General features: G+C 71.0%; 13 protein-coding genes. 6 read left to right on the forward strand and 7 right to left on the reverse strand.

The window, feature by feature from the left end; genetic code table 11:
- Positions 1-74: 74 nt before the first annotated feature.
- Positions 75-911, reverse strand: a complete 837-nt coding sequence (locus tag ABGB14_RS03910) for an NAD(P)H-binding protein (protein WP_347642121.1) — start codon at positions 909-911, stop codon at positions 75-77.
- The gene (locus ABGB14_RS03915; RefSeq protein ID WP_347642122.1) at positions 908-1,939 is read right to left on the reverse strand and encodes a saccharopine dehydrogenase NADP-binding domain-containing protein; all 1,032 of its coding nucleotides are present in this window, start codon (positions 1,937-1,939) and stop codon (positions 908-910) included. The genes ABGB14_RS03910 and ABGB14_RS03915 overlap by 4 nt, the downstream gene beginning before the upstream one ends.
- Before the next feature lie 83 nt (positions 1,940-2,022).
- Between ABGB14_RS03915 and ABGB14_RS03920 the strand changes: the two genes are divergently transcribed.
- Positions 2,023-2,613, forward strand: a complete 591-nt coding sequence (locus ABGB14_RS03920; protein ID WP_347642123.1) for a TetR/AcrR family transcriptional regulator — start codon at positions 2,023-2,025, stop codon at positions 2,611-2,613.
- Here the strand turns inward: ABGB14_RS03920 and ABGB14_RS03925 are convergent, their stop codons facing one another.
- A complete protein-coding gene (locus ABGB14_RS03925; protein ID WP_347642124.1) occupies positions 2,614-3,009 on the reverse strand; it encodes a peptidase inhibitor family I36 protein in 396 nt (131 codons plus the stop codon). It abuts the gene before it with no gap.
- A gap of 234 nt (positions 3,010-3,243) precedes the next feature.
- Positions 3,244-3,765 carry a snapalysin family zinc-dependent metalloprotease gene (locus ABGB14_RS03930; protein ID WP_347642125.1) on the reverse strand — a complete coding sequence of 174 codons (522 nt, stop codon included), beginning with the start codon at positions 3,763-3,765 and terminating at the stop codon, positions 3,244-3,246.
- Positions 3,766-4,155: 390 nt separating this feature from the next.
- Here ABGB14_RS03930 and ABGB14_RS03935 point away from each other — a divergent pair, with 390 nt between their 5' ends.
- The gene (locus ABGB14_RS03935; RefSeq protein WP_347642126.1) at positions 4,156-4,764 is read left to right on the forward strand and encodes a response regulator transcription factor; all 609 of its coding nucleotides are present in this window, start codon (positions 4,156-4,158) and stop codon (positions 4,762-4,764) included.
- Here ABGB14_RS03935 and ABGB14_RS03940 read toward each other — a convergent pair.
- On the reverse strand, positions 4,705-6,414 hold the full coding sequence (locus ABGB14_RS03940) for a histidine kinase (RefSeq protein ID WP_347642127.1): 1,710 nt from the start codon (positions 6,412-6,414) through the stop codon (positions 4,705-4,707). The two genes, ABGB14_RS03935 and ABGB14_RS03940, sit on opposite strands and share 60 nt — an antisense overlap.
- A gap of 102 nt (positions 6,415-6,516) precedes the next feature.
- On the opposite strand from ABGB14_RS03940, the gene ABGB14_RS03945 reads away from it, so the two are divergent.
- Positions 6,517-8,454, forward strand: a complete 1,938-nt coding sequence (locus tag ABGB14_RS03945) for a serine hydrolase (RefSeq protein WP_347642128.1) — start codon at positions 6,517-6,519, stop codon at positions 8,452-8,454.
- A 66-nt stretch (positions 8,455-8,520) separates the two neighbouring features.
- On the opposite strand, the gene ABGB14_RS03950 is transcribed toward ABGB14_RS03945, so the two are convergent.
- Entirely contained in the window at positions 8,521-9,453 is a 933-nt protein-coding gene (locus ABGB14_RS03950) for an NBR1-Ig-like domain-containing protein (RefSeq protein WP_347642129.1), read from the reverse strand.
- A gap of 507 nt (positions 9,454-9,960) precedes the next feature.
- Positions 9,961-10,977, reverse strand: a complete 1,017-nt coding sequence (locus tag ABGB14_RS03955) for a LacI family DNA-binding transcriptional regulator (RefSeq protein WP_347642130.1) — start codon at positions 10,975-10,977, stop codon at positions 9,961-9,963.
- 135 nt (positions 10,978-11,112) lie between these two features.
- Here ABGB14_RS03955 and ABGB14_RS03960 point away from each other — a divergent pair, with 135 nt between their 5' ends.
- From ABGB14_RS03960 to ABGB14_RS03970, 3 genes are read left to right on the forward strand one after another with little or no spacing between them, the layout of a single operon-like run.
- The gene (locus tag ABGB14_RS03960) at positions 11,113-12,444 is read left to right on the forward strand and encodes an ABC transporter substrate-binding protein (RefSeq protein WP_347642131.1); all 1,332 of its coding nucleotides are present in this window, start codon (positions 11,113-11,115) and stop codon (positions 12,442-12,444) included.
- Positions 12,444-13,358 (forward strand): sugar ABC transporter permease, encoded by a 915-nt coding sequence (locus ABGB14_RS03965; protein ID WP_347642132.1) that lies wholly within the window; start codon positions 12,444-12,446, stop codon positions 13,356-13,358. The genes ABGB14_RS03960 and ABGB14_RS03965 overlap by 1 nt, the downstream gene beginning before the upstream one ends.
- Positions 13,355-14,164, forward strand: a complete 810-nt coding sequence (locus ABGB14_RS03970) for a carbohydrate ABC transporter permease (protein ID WP_347642133.1) — start codon at positions 13,355-13,357, stop codon at positions 14,162-14,164. The genes ABGB14_RS03965 and ABGB14_RS03970 overlap by 4 nt, the downstream gene beginning before the upstream one ends.
- The last annotated feature ends 2 nt before the right edge of the window (positions 14,165-14,166 follow it).

Here is a 14,166-nt window from a genome sequence, read left to right on the forward strand (position 1 = left end):
GCCTCCAGGTTGAGTGCTGGCGCCTCATCGTTCGACAACATGCAGCAGTAGGTTGGGGCGTGCGCCTGCGGCGATCAGCGCCGGAACTCGCGCAGCGTGGTCGGTGGCCGGCCGCCGTAGCGCTCGATGCTCTCGGTGACCCGGTAGAGCGGGTGGTCGCCGGACCCGATGAGGCGGAAGATCGCCCACAGGTGTGTCAGGTGCTCGACCGTGTAGGGGTCGCCGTAGACCTTCATGGCCATGGCCTGCCACTCCTCGGGCGGCACGTCGGCGTACTCCGCCCCGAAGGCGTCGGCCACCTCGCCGATCGTCGCCATCTGCCCCGTCACCAAGCACACCGGGTCGGCGGGCGCCGGGTCGAGCAGCAGGCCGGCCGCAACCCTGGCCACGTCGGCGGCGGCGACGAGGGGGATCCGCGTGTCGCGCGGCCCCAGCGGGAGCGCCAGCCGGTCGCCCTCGGCGGCCACGGCCAGGTTCTCGAAGAAGACCGCGGCCCGCAGGTGCACCGCGCCCACTCCGGCCCGGTCGAGGACCTGCTCGGCCACCCAGTGCCGGCGCATGCGGGGCGTCAGCGCCTCGGGTGAGGCGTCCAGCTGCGACACGTCGACGACCCGTTCCAGCCCTTCCTCCCTGGCCGCCGCCGCCAGCACGGCCGTGGCGTCCAGCAGGCCCGCCGTCACCGGGTAGGTGAGGAACGCCCGGCGCACGCCGCGCAGGGCCGGCCGTACCGAGGTGATCTCCCGCAGGTCGCCGACCACCACTTCCGCGCCGCGCTCGCGCAGCTCGGCGGCCCGGTGGTCGTCGGAGCGCACGAACGCCCGCACCTGCGCGCCGCTTTCCAGCAGCAGCTCGGCGACGCGCCGGCCGGTGGATCCCTGCGGCCCGCCCGCCGCACCCGTGACGAGGATCATCGTTCCTCCGGCAGGGTCAGGGTGAACAGCCCGAGCCGCTCCAGGTCGCGCAGGAACGGCCCGGCGGGGAACGCCTCGGCCGGGCCGTACACGCCGGGGGAGCCGGGGCCGGCGTCGCCGGCCAGGCGCGCGGCGGCCTCCACGGAGGTCAGCGCGCTCATCCGCCACAGGTCGCGGCCGCTCGCCCGTCCCGCACGGCCCCCGTCCTCGGTGATCACTTGTGCGGCCACGGTGAAGTCGGAGCCCGCCCTGGTGGCGGCGTCGACGTGCTCGCTGCCGAACGCCTGCTCCTCCTGGAACGTGTGCGCCGTGAGCTGCGCCTCGACCTGCCGCGCCGGCACGTGCCTGGGCACGGTCAGCACCTCGGAGAACGGGACGGGCGCGATCATCGTGCGCGGGCCGAGCGGCGGGGGGAAGGGGAAGACGGCGTTGCGCGGCTCGACGTAGCCGATGTGCTGGGCGCCGTCGGTGTAGGTGATGCGCCGGGTGTCGGCGAACAGCAGCTCCGCCGTGCTCCTGGCGCCCGTGGTCAGCCGCCAGCCGCTCACCGCGTACGCGGTGATCACCCGGTCGACGCCCGTCATGCCCGCCGCCACGGCGCCGGCGAGCAGGTCTCCCAGGCCGCCGTAGAAGCTCATCGCCGTGACCATGGTGATGCCCGCCCGCCTGGCCGGCTCGGACATGGCGTCGAACATCCACTTCGTGTGGTGTTGCTCCAGGGCGTGGTCCACGTAGTGGCAGCCGCCTTCGGCCGCGGCGGTGGCGACGGGCCCGCCGGTGTGCGTGAAGGGGCCCGCGCAGTGGATCAGCACGGCGGCCCGTTCGGCGAGCCGTCGTAACGCGGCGGGGTCGTCGAGCGCGGCCCGGTGCACGGGCGCGCCGCCGAGCTCGCCGGACAGGGCCTTCAGCCCGCCCTCGTCGCGCCCGGCCAGGATGACCTCGTGGCCGCGGGCATGGAGCTCGGCCGCCACGAGGCGCCCGGTGTGGCCGGTGGCGCCGTAGACGGCGATGTGCTGCGCTGCGGACACGGCTCGCCTCCATGTTCCATACTGAGGGTACGTAACTAGCCTCGAAGTTACGTACCGCGAGTATGCAAGTCAAGGGGAGAACGATGGCCGGCCGCACGCAGGCAGAGCGCTCGGACGAGACCACGGGGCGGCTGGTGCGAGCCGCTCGCCAGATGTTCGGCGCCGGGGGGTACGCGTCCACGTCGATCGACGCGGTGGCCGCCGCCGCGGGCGTCACCAAGGGAGCCGCCTACCACCACTTCGGCGGCAAGGTCGCCCTGTTCCGCGCCGCGTTCGTGCGCGAGCTGGAGGAGGTCTGCGCCGCGCTGGAACGGGCGGCGGGCGAGGAACGCGAGCCGATGGAGGCGCTGCGGCGCGGTTGCCGCACCTTCTTGGAGCACTGCCTCGACCCGGGGTTCCGGCAGATCGTGCTGCTGGACGCGCCGTCGGTGCTGAGCTGGGAGACCGTCCGGGCGATCGAGCACGATCACCTGCTGCGGGTCCTGCACGACGGCCTGCGCGTGGCGGTCGCGGGCGGCCAGGCCGCGGACGGTGATCTGCCCGTCCGCGCCCGGCTCGTCTTCGGTGCCCTGTGCGAGGGCGGGATGTTGCTGGCCCGCTCCCAGGACCCGGCGGCCGACCTGCCGCGGCTCGCCGCGGAGGCCGACCGCTTCCTGGAGGCGCTCAGGCGTTGATCAGCCGTGCGAGTCGGTGACGGTGCCCTTGAGCGTGGTCTGGCAGGACGGGCCGTTCGGGCCGTCGAAGCGGACGGAGTCGAAGAAGTCGCGGAAGTCGGGGTAGAAGTTCCCCTGGTCGCGCGGGCTGGTCACCGCGGAGCAGCCGCCGTAATCGGCCTCGGAGAACAGGTGGATCCACGAGTCGGTACGGTTCCAGTCGGACTTGGCGCGGTCGGCCATGCCCAGGGCGGCGAGGTCGGGGGTGTCGGCGTTGATCTCGATGAGGTCGCCCGTGCCGTCGAGGCCGGAGAACATGCAGTAATAGCCGTCACGGCACCGGTCGTACCCGTCGGCCGCCTGGGCCGGGGTCGCCAGGGCGGCCAGAGCGGCGGCGGCGATCGGTAACGCCAGCATGTGAAGCTTCTTGCCCAACGTTCCTCCATGCTTGAAACTTTCCTTCGCCCCGAACATACATCGCACGATCTTGTCAGGAAAGGGGTTGATCGGCCCCTCTTCCGAGCCGTGCTCGGGCGTCCGCGTCGACGATGAGCGGCACGTCACCGCGGGCGGGCTGGACGATGGGGAGGAGACGGCGCGCTCGCACCCGCCACGTCCTTCGGCTTCCAGGCCACCCGGCCGGACGGAGGGTCAGCGGTCCACGTGCAGCCTGCCGAACTCGATCCGCGGGGTCGCGCCGGCGAAGTTGCGGTCGACCTCGGCCCGCTCGGCGCTGCTCGGGTTCGCGTTCGTGCAGCTCACCGGCGCGCTCGACCCCGACATCAGGTCAGAGCACCGGCCGGTGCGCCGGTCCGGGAGACCCAGGATGTGGCCCATCTCGTGGGCGGCGATGCGCAGCGGGTCGTAGCCCTGGCCGGTCGCCTGCCGGCCCATCCAGATCGTGCCGCGGCCCAGCCCGGTGGGCAGCGCCCGCGGCCAGCCGTTGTCGGCGTACACGACGAAGTCGGCGGGTGTGCCACGGACGAGCCGGACGTTCGACACGCTGGAGTTCCAGACCTGCGCCGCCCGGTCCACGGCGCTCACGAACTCGGCCGCGCGGCTCGCGTCGTACCGGATCACCCTGACCATGGATGCGGCCTGCGCGGGCGAGCTGACCAGCAGGATCGCGAGGCCGACGGCTAAGGAGAGCATGAGACGGAGGGATCGTGGCATGGGGGCCTCCTCGGGGGTGGGGGTGCCGCAACGGTATGTGCGCCACGCGTCCGGGAGACGTCCCAAATCGCCCCTATTACGGTGGTATGGAGCTACGTGGCCTGCGCGAGGACGGTCGCCGTGCGAAGGAACGGGCAGGACACACAGGCTTCGGCCGGCGTCCGCCACGACGACCGCATCTTCGACCGCGGCAGGAGCCGGGGCGGAGTGCCAAGGCCGGCGCCGGGATGCCCGGGCTCACCCCGGCGCGCTCGCCCTCCGTATGCTCGGTCACCTTGACGCAGTGGTGGGGGAGCGCGTCTGGCTGACCGGGAGCGCCGCACTCAGGTTCGGAGGCGGGGCAGAGATGACGAACCCTGCGTCCCTTGGGCACGGGAAGGACGGACGATCGTGATTCGGGTGTTGCTGGCGGAGGACATGGAGCTCGTCCGCGGGGCCATCGTCGCGCTGCTGGAGTTGGAGAGCGATCTGACGGTCGTCGCCGAGGTGGGCTCGGGGGATGCGGCGGTGGCGGCGGCCCTGGAGCACCGGCCGGACGTGGCGGTGCTCGACGTGCTCATGCCCGGTGAGCTGGACGGGCTCGCTGCGGCCGGTGTCCTGGCGGAGCGGTTGCCCGAGTGCCGGGTGGTGATTTTGACATCGCTGGGGCGGCCGGAGACGTTGCGCCAGGCGCTGGCGTCCGAGGCCAGCGGGTTCATGCTCAAGGACGCGCCCCCCGCGCAGCTGGCGGAGGCGATCCGCAAGGTGGTCGCGGGAGAGCGCGTGCTCGACCCGGATCTGGCCGCGCAGGCGATCATGAGCAGACCGAACCCTCTGAGCGAGCGGGAGATCGGGGTGCTGCGGATGGCGGCAGGTGGCATGGAGGCCTCGGAGATCGCCTCGACGCTCTACCTGTCCAAAGGCACGGTGCGCAACTACCTGGGGGCGATCGTCACCAAGCTAGGTGCGCGCAACCGGCTCGACGCCGTCCGCATCGCGACCGAAGCCGGTTGGCTGTAGGACGAGGAGCTCATACCCTCCGGGGACATGGGAGGCGCGCAGGGTGCCGCCGTGGGCGCTCACCCGCTGGGTCAGGTTGCGCAGGCCCTGGCCGGGCGGGGCGGCGCCGGTGTCGGTGACGCCGTCGTTGGCGATCCGCAGGCATGCGATGGCGTCCTGCGAGGTGAGCTCGATGCGGCAGAGCTGGGCACGGCTGTGGCGCAGGACGTTGGTGACCGCCTCGCGCAGCACCGTGGCCAGCAGCGCGTCGATCTCGGAGGGGAGCCCGACGACGGGATCGGCGTGGACACCGGCTCCCGCGGCGGACAGCACCTCATGGGCGGAGGCCAGCTCGGTCGCCAGCGACAACTTCTGGCCGCGGTCGCGGGGGATGGCGGCCACGTCGGCGAGGGCACGCTCGGCGATGCGGGTGATGTCGGCGAGCTGCTCGGCACTCCGCTCAGGCATCCGGACGGCCAGCTCTCCCTTCACCACGATGGCCGACAGGCTGTAGCCCAGCAGATCGTGGACATCACGGGCGATGCGGCGGCGCTCCCTCTCCAGTGCGATCCCGGCCAGAGCCAGGCGGGCCTGGCGAACCTGGGCGACCATGTCGGTGTGCAGGGCCAGGCCATGGAACATGACCGCGATGGCCAGAGCGTTGAACGTCCAGTACAGGTTTTCCGCCGGAGCGACGCCGCGCAGTGCCATCGCGACGGCGGTCGCCGCCAGCACGGCGCCGACCGCAGGGAATGCCGCCCAGCGTGTCCACAAGATGAGCAGCGAGCCCGCGACGAAGCCGATCAGCTGCGGGTAGGGACGCTCGGGGAAGAACAGCGGCGCCAGGGCGAGGGCAAGTTGCAGCGGAAGCGTCCATGCCGCGTGCGCGGGCCGGACGCCGGGCGGCCGGGGCCATGAGTGGCGCAGTTGCAGGCCCGTGACCCCGGTCAGGATCAGGAGGCTGAGGGCCAGGACGGCGGGAGGCATCGCCGCACGCCACAGGAACACCGCAGAGACGATCAGGAACCCCAGGTGTGCGGTCACCAGGATGGGGAGCGCGAGCCGGGGTGTGAGGTCGTCGACGTTGGGCTGGGCCGGGGCTGGAGGAGCCTGCCTGGCACGCGCGGCGGCCCTGCGGGCCAGGGCGACGATCTCGCCGGTACGCCCCTGCTCCGCCAGGGCGGTGATGGCCGACAAGCTGGAGCCCAGGACGCTTTCGAACTCGAGTGAGGCCCGCTCGCGTTCTTCGGCGACCGTCGCCTCGGCCAGTTCGTCGCGGGCGGCGTGCAGTTCGGCGCGCAGGTCGTTCAGCCGGGTGACGCCGAACACCACCAGGCCTTGCGTGAGTGCGTTGACCATGGCGTTCACGCAGGTGTAGGCGTCGGCCGTGTTGAGCAGGCCGGTGACGGCCACAACGGCTCCGGTCAGCACCCAGCGCGCGGGGCCGCGCACGATCAGGAGCACGGAGGCGGCGAGCAGCCCGGGAGCGCCCTGCCCGGCCCACACGAACAACAAGGCCTGCGCCACGAGGGTCCACGGGCCGACCAGGCGGCGCGGGCGCGGCAGGCTGTGGACGACCTGCAGGATCACCATGACGATCGCGGGAACGCCGGGCAGCGGCGCCAGCGGATCGAACGCCACCCCGGCCAGGACCACCAGGATGATCACCACGGCGAAGAATTATACCGAGATGTACGGATCGTGCATTTCGTCAAGAGCACTGGTGTCCCTGACACTGGTCCGATATCACCATAGATCGGCAGGGTTGCGCTCATGAAAGCGCACCTCACCCGCATCGTGGCCACGGCACTGGCCGGCGCCGTGATCCTCACAGCAGGCCAGGCCACGGCATCCGCAAGCCCGGTCACGCCGATGACCGACCTGCCTGGACTGGCCGAGATGGTCGACCGGATCGTCCCCGAGCAGTTGGCCAAGGAGCGCATTCCCGGCGCGGCGGTCGTCGTGGTCTCCGGCGGGCGTACGGTCCTCGCCAAGGGATACGGTGTCGCCGACGTGGCCACGCGCCGGCCGGTCGACCCCCGGCGCACCGGCTTCTTCACCGGTTCGCTCGCCAAGCTGTTCACCGCCACGGCCGCGCTGCAACTCGTGGACGACGGCAAGCTCGACCTGCGAGCGGACGTCAACAGGTATCTGACCACGTTCAAGATCAAGAATACCTTTCCAGGGCGGCCGGTCGCCCTGGAACACCTCCTGACGTACACGGCTGGCTTCGACGACGACATCGTCGGGCTCGCCGAGGCCGATGCGGAAGACGTCGGCTCCCTGCGGGACAGCCTGGCCGGCCGGCAACCGCGCCGGGTACGTCCGCCCGGCACGCGCGTCGCCTACGACAACTACGGCATGGCCCTGGCCGGCCACCTCGTGGAGGCCGCCTCCGGACAGCCGTACGCGGAGTACGTCGAGCAGCACGTACTCGAGCCGCTCGGCATGAACGCCACCAGCCTGGCCGTACCGCACGCCGCGGCACTCGACGCCGCCCTCGCCGGCGCCTACCGCCCGAGCGCGGAGGGCTACGCCACGGTCAAAGGCCAGTACGGCCCTTGGGCTCCCACGGGAACCGGCCCCGTCTCCACCCCCGCCGACATGGGCCGCTTCATGCTCGCCCACCTCAGCGACGATCCGCGCATGGGCGAGAACGTCGCCCGCCGCCTTCGGGAGCAGCACTATGCCCAGGACCCACGCATCCCGGGTATGGGCTACGCCTTCGAGCAGCGCTCGCGCAACGGCCACCGGCTTGTCTATAAGGACGGCGAGGTGCCTGGCCACCACAACGTCATGGCTCTGCTCCCGGAGCAGGACCTCGGGATCTACGTCGTCTACAACGGCGACGGCGTCGGCCAGGTCGCGGGCTGGAGCGGTCAGAGCCTCGTCAATCAGATCATCGACCAGTATTTTCCCCTGCTCCCGGCCGGCACACCGGCCGTCTCCGGCGGGGACATGACGCGCTACGCCGGCACCTACCGCTCCACCCGCACCAGCCGGACCAGCCTCATGAAGGTCAGCGCGCTGTTCGCCACGCCAAGCGTCCAGGCCAACACCGACGGCACGCTCACCACCACTGGCCTTTCGCCGGATCCGGAAAGGACGACCCAGCACTGGGTGCCGATCGGGCCGGGTCTCTTCCAGGAGCGCGACGGCCAGGCGAAGATCGCCTTCGACGACGAGGGCACGCTGTCCAGCTCGATGAACCCGTCCGAGGCGCTGGAGAAGCTGGCCTGGTCAGAAGAGCCGATGCTGCACATGGTCCTGTTGGGCTCCAGCGCCCTGGTCTTCGTGCTGGCCTTCCTCACCCTGCCGATCACGGCCTTGGTCCGGGTCCTGCGCGGGCGTTCCCGTCCCGGAGCCCGGCCGCAGCCGGCCGGTGCCCGTGTCGCCCGGCTGATGGCCTGGATCACCGCCGCCCTGGTGACGGTCTTCGTCGGCGGGATCGCCATGACCATGTCCGACCCGAACGTGGTCATAGAGCTGACCACTCTCTACGCGCCCCGGCTGGCCGTGCTGCCGATCGTCGCCACGGCCGGGCTCGTGCTCTCCGTCCTGGTCGCCTGCTGCGCGGTGGCGGCCTGGGTGAAGGGCTGGTGGGGCCGGCCAGGACGGCTGTGCTACACGGCGCTCGCCCTGGCCGGTGTGATGTTCTTCAAGATGGCCATGACCTACAACCTCCTCGCTCTGCCGTTCCCGACGAACTGACGGCCCGTCAAGCGCCGATCCGGGTGTTCGCGCAGCATGCGCTCACACGAGTGCGGACCCCACGTCTCAGCCGACGGTGACGTCGAGGAAGATGGGCTTCTTGCCGGCCAGCAGCGGGGTGCCGTCCTCGTCGGTCATCTTCCAGAAGATCTTGCAGCGGCCGGGGGAGTCGGCGGCGCGCACGCGTACTTTGATGTCGACCGTCTCCCCGGGCAGCACCGGTCCGATCCCGACCCGTTCCGGCGCCTTGCACGGGGTGTCGTTCATGCGGGTCAGATAGCGGTCCTGCCACGGGACGGTGCCCGCGTTGCGGATGCGCCAGACCTTGTCGAAGGAGGCGCCCCGCTCCACCACGCTCCCGTCGGGGAAGGTCACGTCCCCTTCGAAGGCGGAGTCGTCGCGCGGCGAGACGGTCTGCGACGGGGTGGGCTGGGCCGTGGGTTCGTTCTCGTCGCTCTCTCCGAGCAGCGGCAGCACCCAGCCGAGCAGGATGGCGGCGACCCCGATCACGCCGGTCGCCGCGGCGAGCACGGTCGCCTTCCTGACCGGCGGCGTACGGCGAGCGCCCGGTCGCGGGCCGGAGGACGGTTCCGGGCCGCCGGAGGATGGTGCGGAACCATCGGGAGGTGGTCCGGGACCGTCGAGCGGTGCGCCGGCCTCCCCTGCCTGCGCCTGCTCCCAGAGCCTCCGCCACTCGCGCCTGACCTGCTCGGGATCGCGGCCGAGCCGGTCGACCGCCAGGACGCGGACGAACTCCCACGTCGTCTCCCAGCTCGGCAGCGCGCTGCCCCGGGCGGCGGCCGCCAGCGACGACTTCGAGGCCGCCGCGCCGAGCCGGCCGGCCATGTCGGCGAACGAAGGGTCGCCCGCCTCCTCCTTGAGCTCCCAGAGGCGGTGGGCGAGCAGGGAGACGGGACCGGCGCCAGGGTCAGGCCGGATCGGCCGGCGCCCTCGCCGGGATCCCGTGCCTTCGTCCTGCGGTCCGGAGGACTCCGCCATCCCACCCCTGCTTCGGTCGAGCGCCCGTGCGGCTGCAGAACCGCACCACGTCCAGACGGAACGAGGTTATCAAAGGTGTCCTGGCCGGCCGGACCCCTGGCGGGAGCCCTCTCGGGTGCGGGCCCCGGCCGGGTGGATGCCACCGCGAATTCACTCGGCCGGGGCCCCGAGGCGCCTCGGCGGCGAGCGCCCAGGCGATCAGGAGCGGCGTGTCAGCCGCCGCAGCGGTGGGGGAAGGAGGCGGTGACGGTGCGGATGCCCTCGTCGCCGTAGGAGCAGGTGAAGCACCTGGTCCTGCCGCTACGACGTCGAGGGCCGGTTGCCGTCGCGGTGCTTTCCCCCACCACTGTTGCCCGCCGCCCAGGCTCCTGCCAAGCCATCAATGTCCGAACATTGTCCAGCGGAGGTTGGACAAATGAAGGCGCTGTCAGAGGGTGGGTCAGGACTGGCGGGAGGTGCTCCCCTACATCATCTCTGTCAGAGGGGCATGATGAAGGAACGGGCCGGTCACGGGAACGCGCCGGACGAGCTGCTTTCGCGGGGCGTCAGCCGGTGGGGGACGCGCACCTCTCTCGGCTCGCCCGTGGCGCCGGCGAGGCGGTCGGCGAGCAGCGACACCGCCGACTCGGCGATCAGCGCCTTGCCGGGGGAGACGGTCGACAGCGAGGGCGTGGCGAAACGGCCGTCCTCGATGTCGTCGAAGCCCATCACCATGACGTCCTGCGGCACCCGGTATCCGCGCGAGAGCAGCGTGCGCAGGGCGCCGAGCGCCAGGGCGTCGTTGAAGCAGAAGACCGCGTCGGGCGCGTCCGCCTTCAGCAGCGCCGCCATCGCCTCGGCCCCGCCCGTCCGGTGCCACGCCGGGGCGTGGGCGATGAGCGACGGGTCCGCCGCCAGACCGCAGGCGGCCAGCGCCTGCCGGTAGCCCTTCAGCCGCAGGCGGGCGGTCGCCGCCGAGGGCGCGCGCTGGGCGCCGAGCGCCGCTATCCGGCGCCGTCCCCGCTCGGCCAGGTGGAGGGTGGCCGCGCGGGCGGCGGCCACGTTGTCGATGCCGGCATGGTCGTACGGGGCTCGCCGGCCGACGCGCTCGCCCAGCAGCACCATCGGCGTGCGGTCCTCCCGCCCGGTCAGGTCGCGCTGGGTGAGGGCGAGCGGGCTGAACAGCAGGCCGTCGATCAGGTGGGACCGACTGCCTCCGACGACGAGGCGCTCCTTGTCCGGGTCGCCCTGGGTCTGGTCGACGAGCACGGTCCAGCCCCGCTGGCCGGCGGCGGAGATGACGCGGGTGGCCAGCTCGGCGAAGTAGGGGTTGTCCAGGTCGGGCACGGCCAGGGCGACCACGCCGGAGCGGCCCGACCGCAGGTTCCTGGCCGACAGGTTGGGCCGGTAGGACAGCTCGGCGATGGCGGCCTCCACCCGTTCCCTGGTGGCCGCGCTCACGTGCGGATGGCCGTTGACCACGTTGGAGACGGTCTTGATGGACACTCCGGCGCGCTCCGCGACGTCCTTGAGTCGTGCCCGCACTCCGGTCCCCTTCCGCCGCCGATGACCCTACAGTGCCCGGTTTACAACGCTGTAACGACTTTCGCGCTGCCTGTTTACAACGTTAGAACCAACGATGTAGAACGGGGCAACATCACATGGGCAGGAGTGATTCACATGTCCCTGGAGAGCCTGACCCGGCGACGCGCGCTCGGCCTCGGCCTCGGAGCGATGGTGCTCGCCGGATGCGGCGGGGGCGGCGGCCCGAAGCAGGCGGCCCAGCAGTCGAGCGGACCGGCCACGGCGGCGCCCACCAGCTACACGGGCCCCACGGTGTCCCTCGCCTTCTGGAACGGGTTCACCGGCGGCGACGGGCCCTTCATGAAGCGGCTCGTCGAGCAGTTCAACAGCGCCCACCCGAACATCAAGATCACGATGAACGTCTATCAGTGGTCCGACTACTACTCGAAGGTGCCCGCGGCGGTGTCCGCAGGCAGGGGGCCCGACCTCGGCATCATGCACGTCGACAGCGTGGCCACCAACGCCGCCCGGCAGGTCGTGCTGCCGCTCGACGACGTGGCCGCCTCGCTCAGCCTGACCGAGGCGGACTTCTCGCCGCCCGTTTGGCAGGCCGGCGTCTACAAGGGCGCGCGCTACTCCATCCCGCTCGACGTGCACCCGCTCGGCATGTTCTACAACAAGACCGTCCTGTCCAAGGCGGGGCTCGACCCGGACAACCCGCCCAAGACGGGCGAGGAATACCTGGCCGCGCTGGAAACCCTGAAGAAGGCCGGGGTGCAGGGTCACTGGGCCACGCCGTTCCCCTTCACCGGGAGCATGCAGTTCGGCAGCCTGCTCCACCAGAACGGCGGCCGGCTGTTCGCCGACGACGCCGGCGTCTCCCGCTTCGCCGAGGAGCCCGGCGTGCAGGCGCTCACCTGGCTGGTCGATCTGGTCAACAAGGGCTACAGCCCGAAGAACGTGGGCCAGGACGCCGACTTCATCGCCCTTCAGAACGGCAAGGCCGCCTTCAACTGGAACGGCATCTGGTCCATCAACACGCTCCGGGAGCACGAGGACCTGGAGTGGGGCGTGGCGCCGCTGCCCCAGATCGGCACCGAGCCCGCCGCCTGGGCCGGCTCGCACCAGTTCGTGATCTTCAAGCAGCGCCGGCCCGACCAGAACAAGCTGACCGCCGCCAAGGTGTTCATCAACTGGATCAGCGGCCACTCCATCGAGTGGGCCAAGGCCGGGCAGGTGCCCGCGCGCAAGAGCATCCGCGAGAGCGCGGAGTTCAAAGAGCTGAAGGAGCAGGCGGCGATCGGCTCCCAGATCGACCACCTGTACTTCCTGCCGCCCGTGGCCGGCATCGGCGACGCCTCCGCGGTGGTCGACCAGGCCGTCAACGCGGCGATCCTGCTGAAGAAGAGCCCCAAGGACGCCCTCACCGAGGCGGCGGCCAAGGCGGACAAGATCCTTGAGCAGAACCGGAAGAAGTACGGCGCCTGATGGTCTCGCTCACCCTGAAGGGTGCCGCGTCCCGCACGGCCACCGCCGTTCCCCGGTCGGGACGCGCCACCCCCTACCTCTTCCTGGCCCCCTACCTGCTGCTCTTCGTCGTGTTCGTGCTGGCCCCGGCGATCTACGGGATCTGGATCAGCATGCACGACTGGGACTACCTGCTGGAGGCCAGGCCGTTCGTCGGGCTGGGCAACTACACCGCCCTGTTCGATCCGGAATCGGCGGTCTACGCCGACTTCTGGATGTCGATGCGGGCCACCGGCATCTTCACGCTGTTCAGCGTGCCGTTCCTGGTGGTGCTGCCGCTCGGGCTGGCGCTGCTGCTCCACCGGCCGTTCAGGGGGCGGACGTTCTTCCGCGGGCTGTTCTTCGCGCCGTACGTGCTGGGGGTGGCCGTGGTCAGCCTCATGTGGCGGCTGCTGCTCGACCCGAACCTCGGCCTGGTCGACTGGCTGCTCGGCACCGACATCGGCTGGACGACCTCGCTCCCCTGGGCGTGGATCGCGCTGGTCGGCGTGACCGTCTGGTGGACGATCGGCTTCAACGGCGTGATCTATCTCGCGGGCATGCAGGACATCCCGCGCGACCTCTACGACGCCGCCAAGGTGGACGGCGCCGGCAGGTGGGCCGAGTTCCGCCACGTGACGCTGCCCGGCCTGCGGCCCGTCGCGTTGTTCGTGGTCACCACGACGATCCTGGCCTCGGCCAACATGTTCGGCCAGTCGTACCTGCTGACCCAGGGGGCGCCGGGCGGTGAGACCAGGACGGCGATCTACTACATCCTCGACCAGGGTCTCAGCCAGTACAAGATGGGCAGCGCCGCGGCCATGAGCTACGTGCTGACGCTCGCCCTGATCCTGGTCAGCGTGCTCAACTTCCGCCTGTTCAGGAGGCGCTCGTGAAGCGCTACACGCTGCTCGCCGCGCTGGCCGTGGTGTTCGTGTCGCCGCTGCTGTGGGCGCTCGGCACCTCGCTGAAGAGCCAGTCGGAGGCCACCAGGATGCCGCCGACGTTGTTCCCGACCGAGCCGGTCACCCGGGCGTACGGGACCCTCTTCGAAGGCACGACGCAGACGCCGGTGCTGCGCTGGTTCGCCAACAGCCTGATCGCGGCCACCCTGCACATGCTGCTGGTCCTCGTGGTGTCGTCGCTGGCCGCGTACGCGCTGGCCAGGCTGGAGTTCCGGGGCAAGCGGCTGATGTTCGCCGTCATCGTCGGCACGCTGCTGGTGCCGGGGTTCGTCTTCCTCATCCCGCAGTTCCTGATCATCGACCAGCTGGGCTGGCTCGACAGCCTGACCGCGCTGATCGTGCCGGGCGCGGCGGGCGCGTTCGGGGTGTTCTTCCTGCGCCAGTTCTTCCTCGGCCTGCCCCGCGAGCTCGACGAGGCCGCGCTGGTCGAAGGGGCCAACCACTGGCAGATCTTCACCAGGATCACACTGCCGCTGTCGAAGCCCGCGCTGGCCACGCTCGCGGTGCTGAGCTTCCTGGCCAACTGGAACGACTTCATCTGGCCGATCTTCGTGATCTTCAGCCCGGAGTACTTCACGCTCCCGCCAGGGCTGTCCATCCTCCAGGGCGCCTACACGATCGACTATCCGGTGATCATGGCGGGCGCCGTGCTGGCCAGCGTTCCGGTGCTGATCCTGTTCGCGCTGACCCAGCGTTACGTCATCGAGGGCATCTCTCGCAGTGGGTTGAAAGGCTGATA

The organism is Nonomuraea sp. B10E15, assembly GCF_039871615.1.
Lineage (GTDB): Bacteria > Actinomycetota > Actinomycetes > Streptosporangiales > Streptosporangiaceae > Nonomuraea.

Coding starts and splice junctions, on each gene's coding strand:
- ABGB14_RS03920 (WP_347642123.1), top strand. CDS start 2,023: ATGGCCGGCCGCACGCAGGCAGAGCGCTCGGACGAGACCACGGGGCGG.
- ABGB14_RS03925 (WP_347642124.1), bottom strand. CDS start 3,009: ATGCTGGCGTTACCGATCGCCGCCGCCGCTCTGGCCGCCCTGGCGACC.
- ABGB14_RS03930 (WP_347642125.1), bottom strand. CDS start 3,765: ATGCCACGATCCCTCCGTCTCATGCTCTCCTTAGCCGTCGGCCTCGCG.
- ABGB14_RS03945 (WP_347642128.1), top strand. CDS start 6,517: ATGAAAGCGCACCTCACCCGCATCGTGGCCACGGCACTGGCCGGCGCC.
- ABGB14_RS03960 (WP_347642131.1), top strand. CDS start 11,113: ATGTCCCTGGAGAGCCTGACCCGGCGACGCGCGCTCGGCCTCGGCCTC.
- ABGB14_RS03965 (WP_347642132.1), top strand. CDS start 12,444: ATGGTCTCGCTCACCCTGAAGGGTGCCGCGTCCCGCACGGCCACCGCC.
- ABGB14_RS03910 (WP_347642121.1), bottom strand. CDS start 911: ATGATCCTCGTCACGGGTGCGGCGGGCGGGCCGCAGGGATCCACCGGC.
- ABGB14_RS03950 (WP_347642129.1), bottom strand. CDS start 9,453: ATGGCGGAGTCCTCCGGACCGCAGGACGAAGGCACGGGATCCCGGCGA.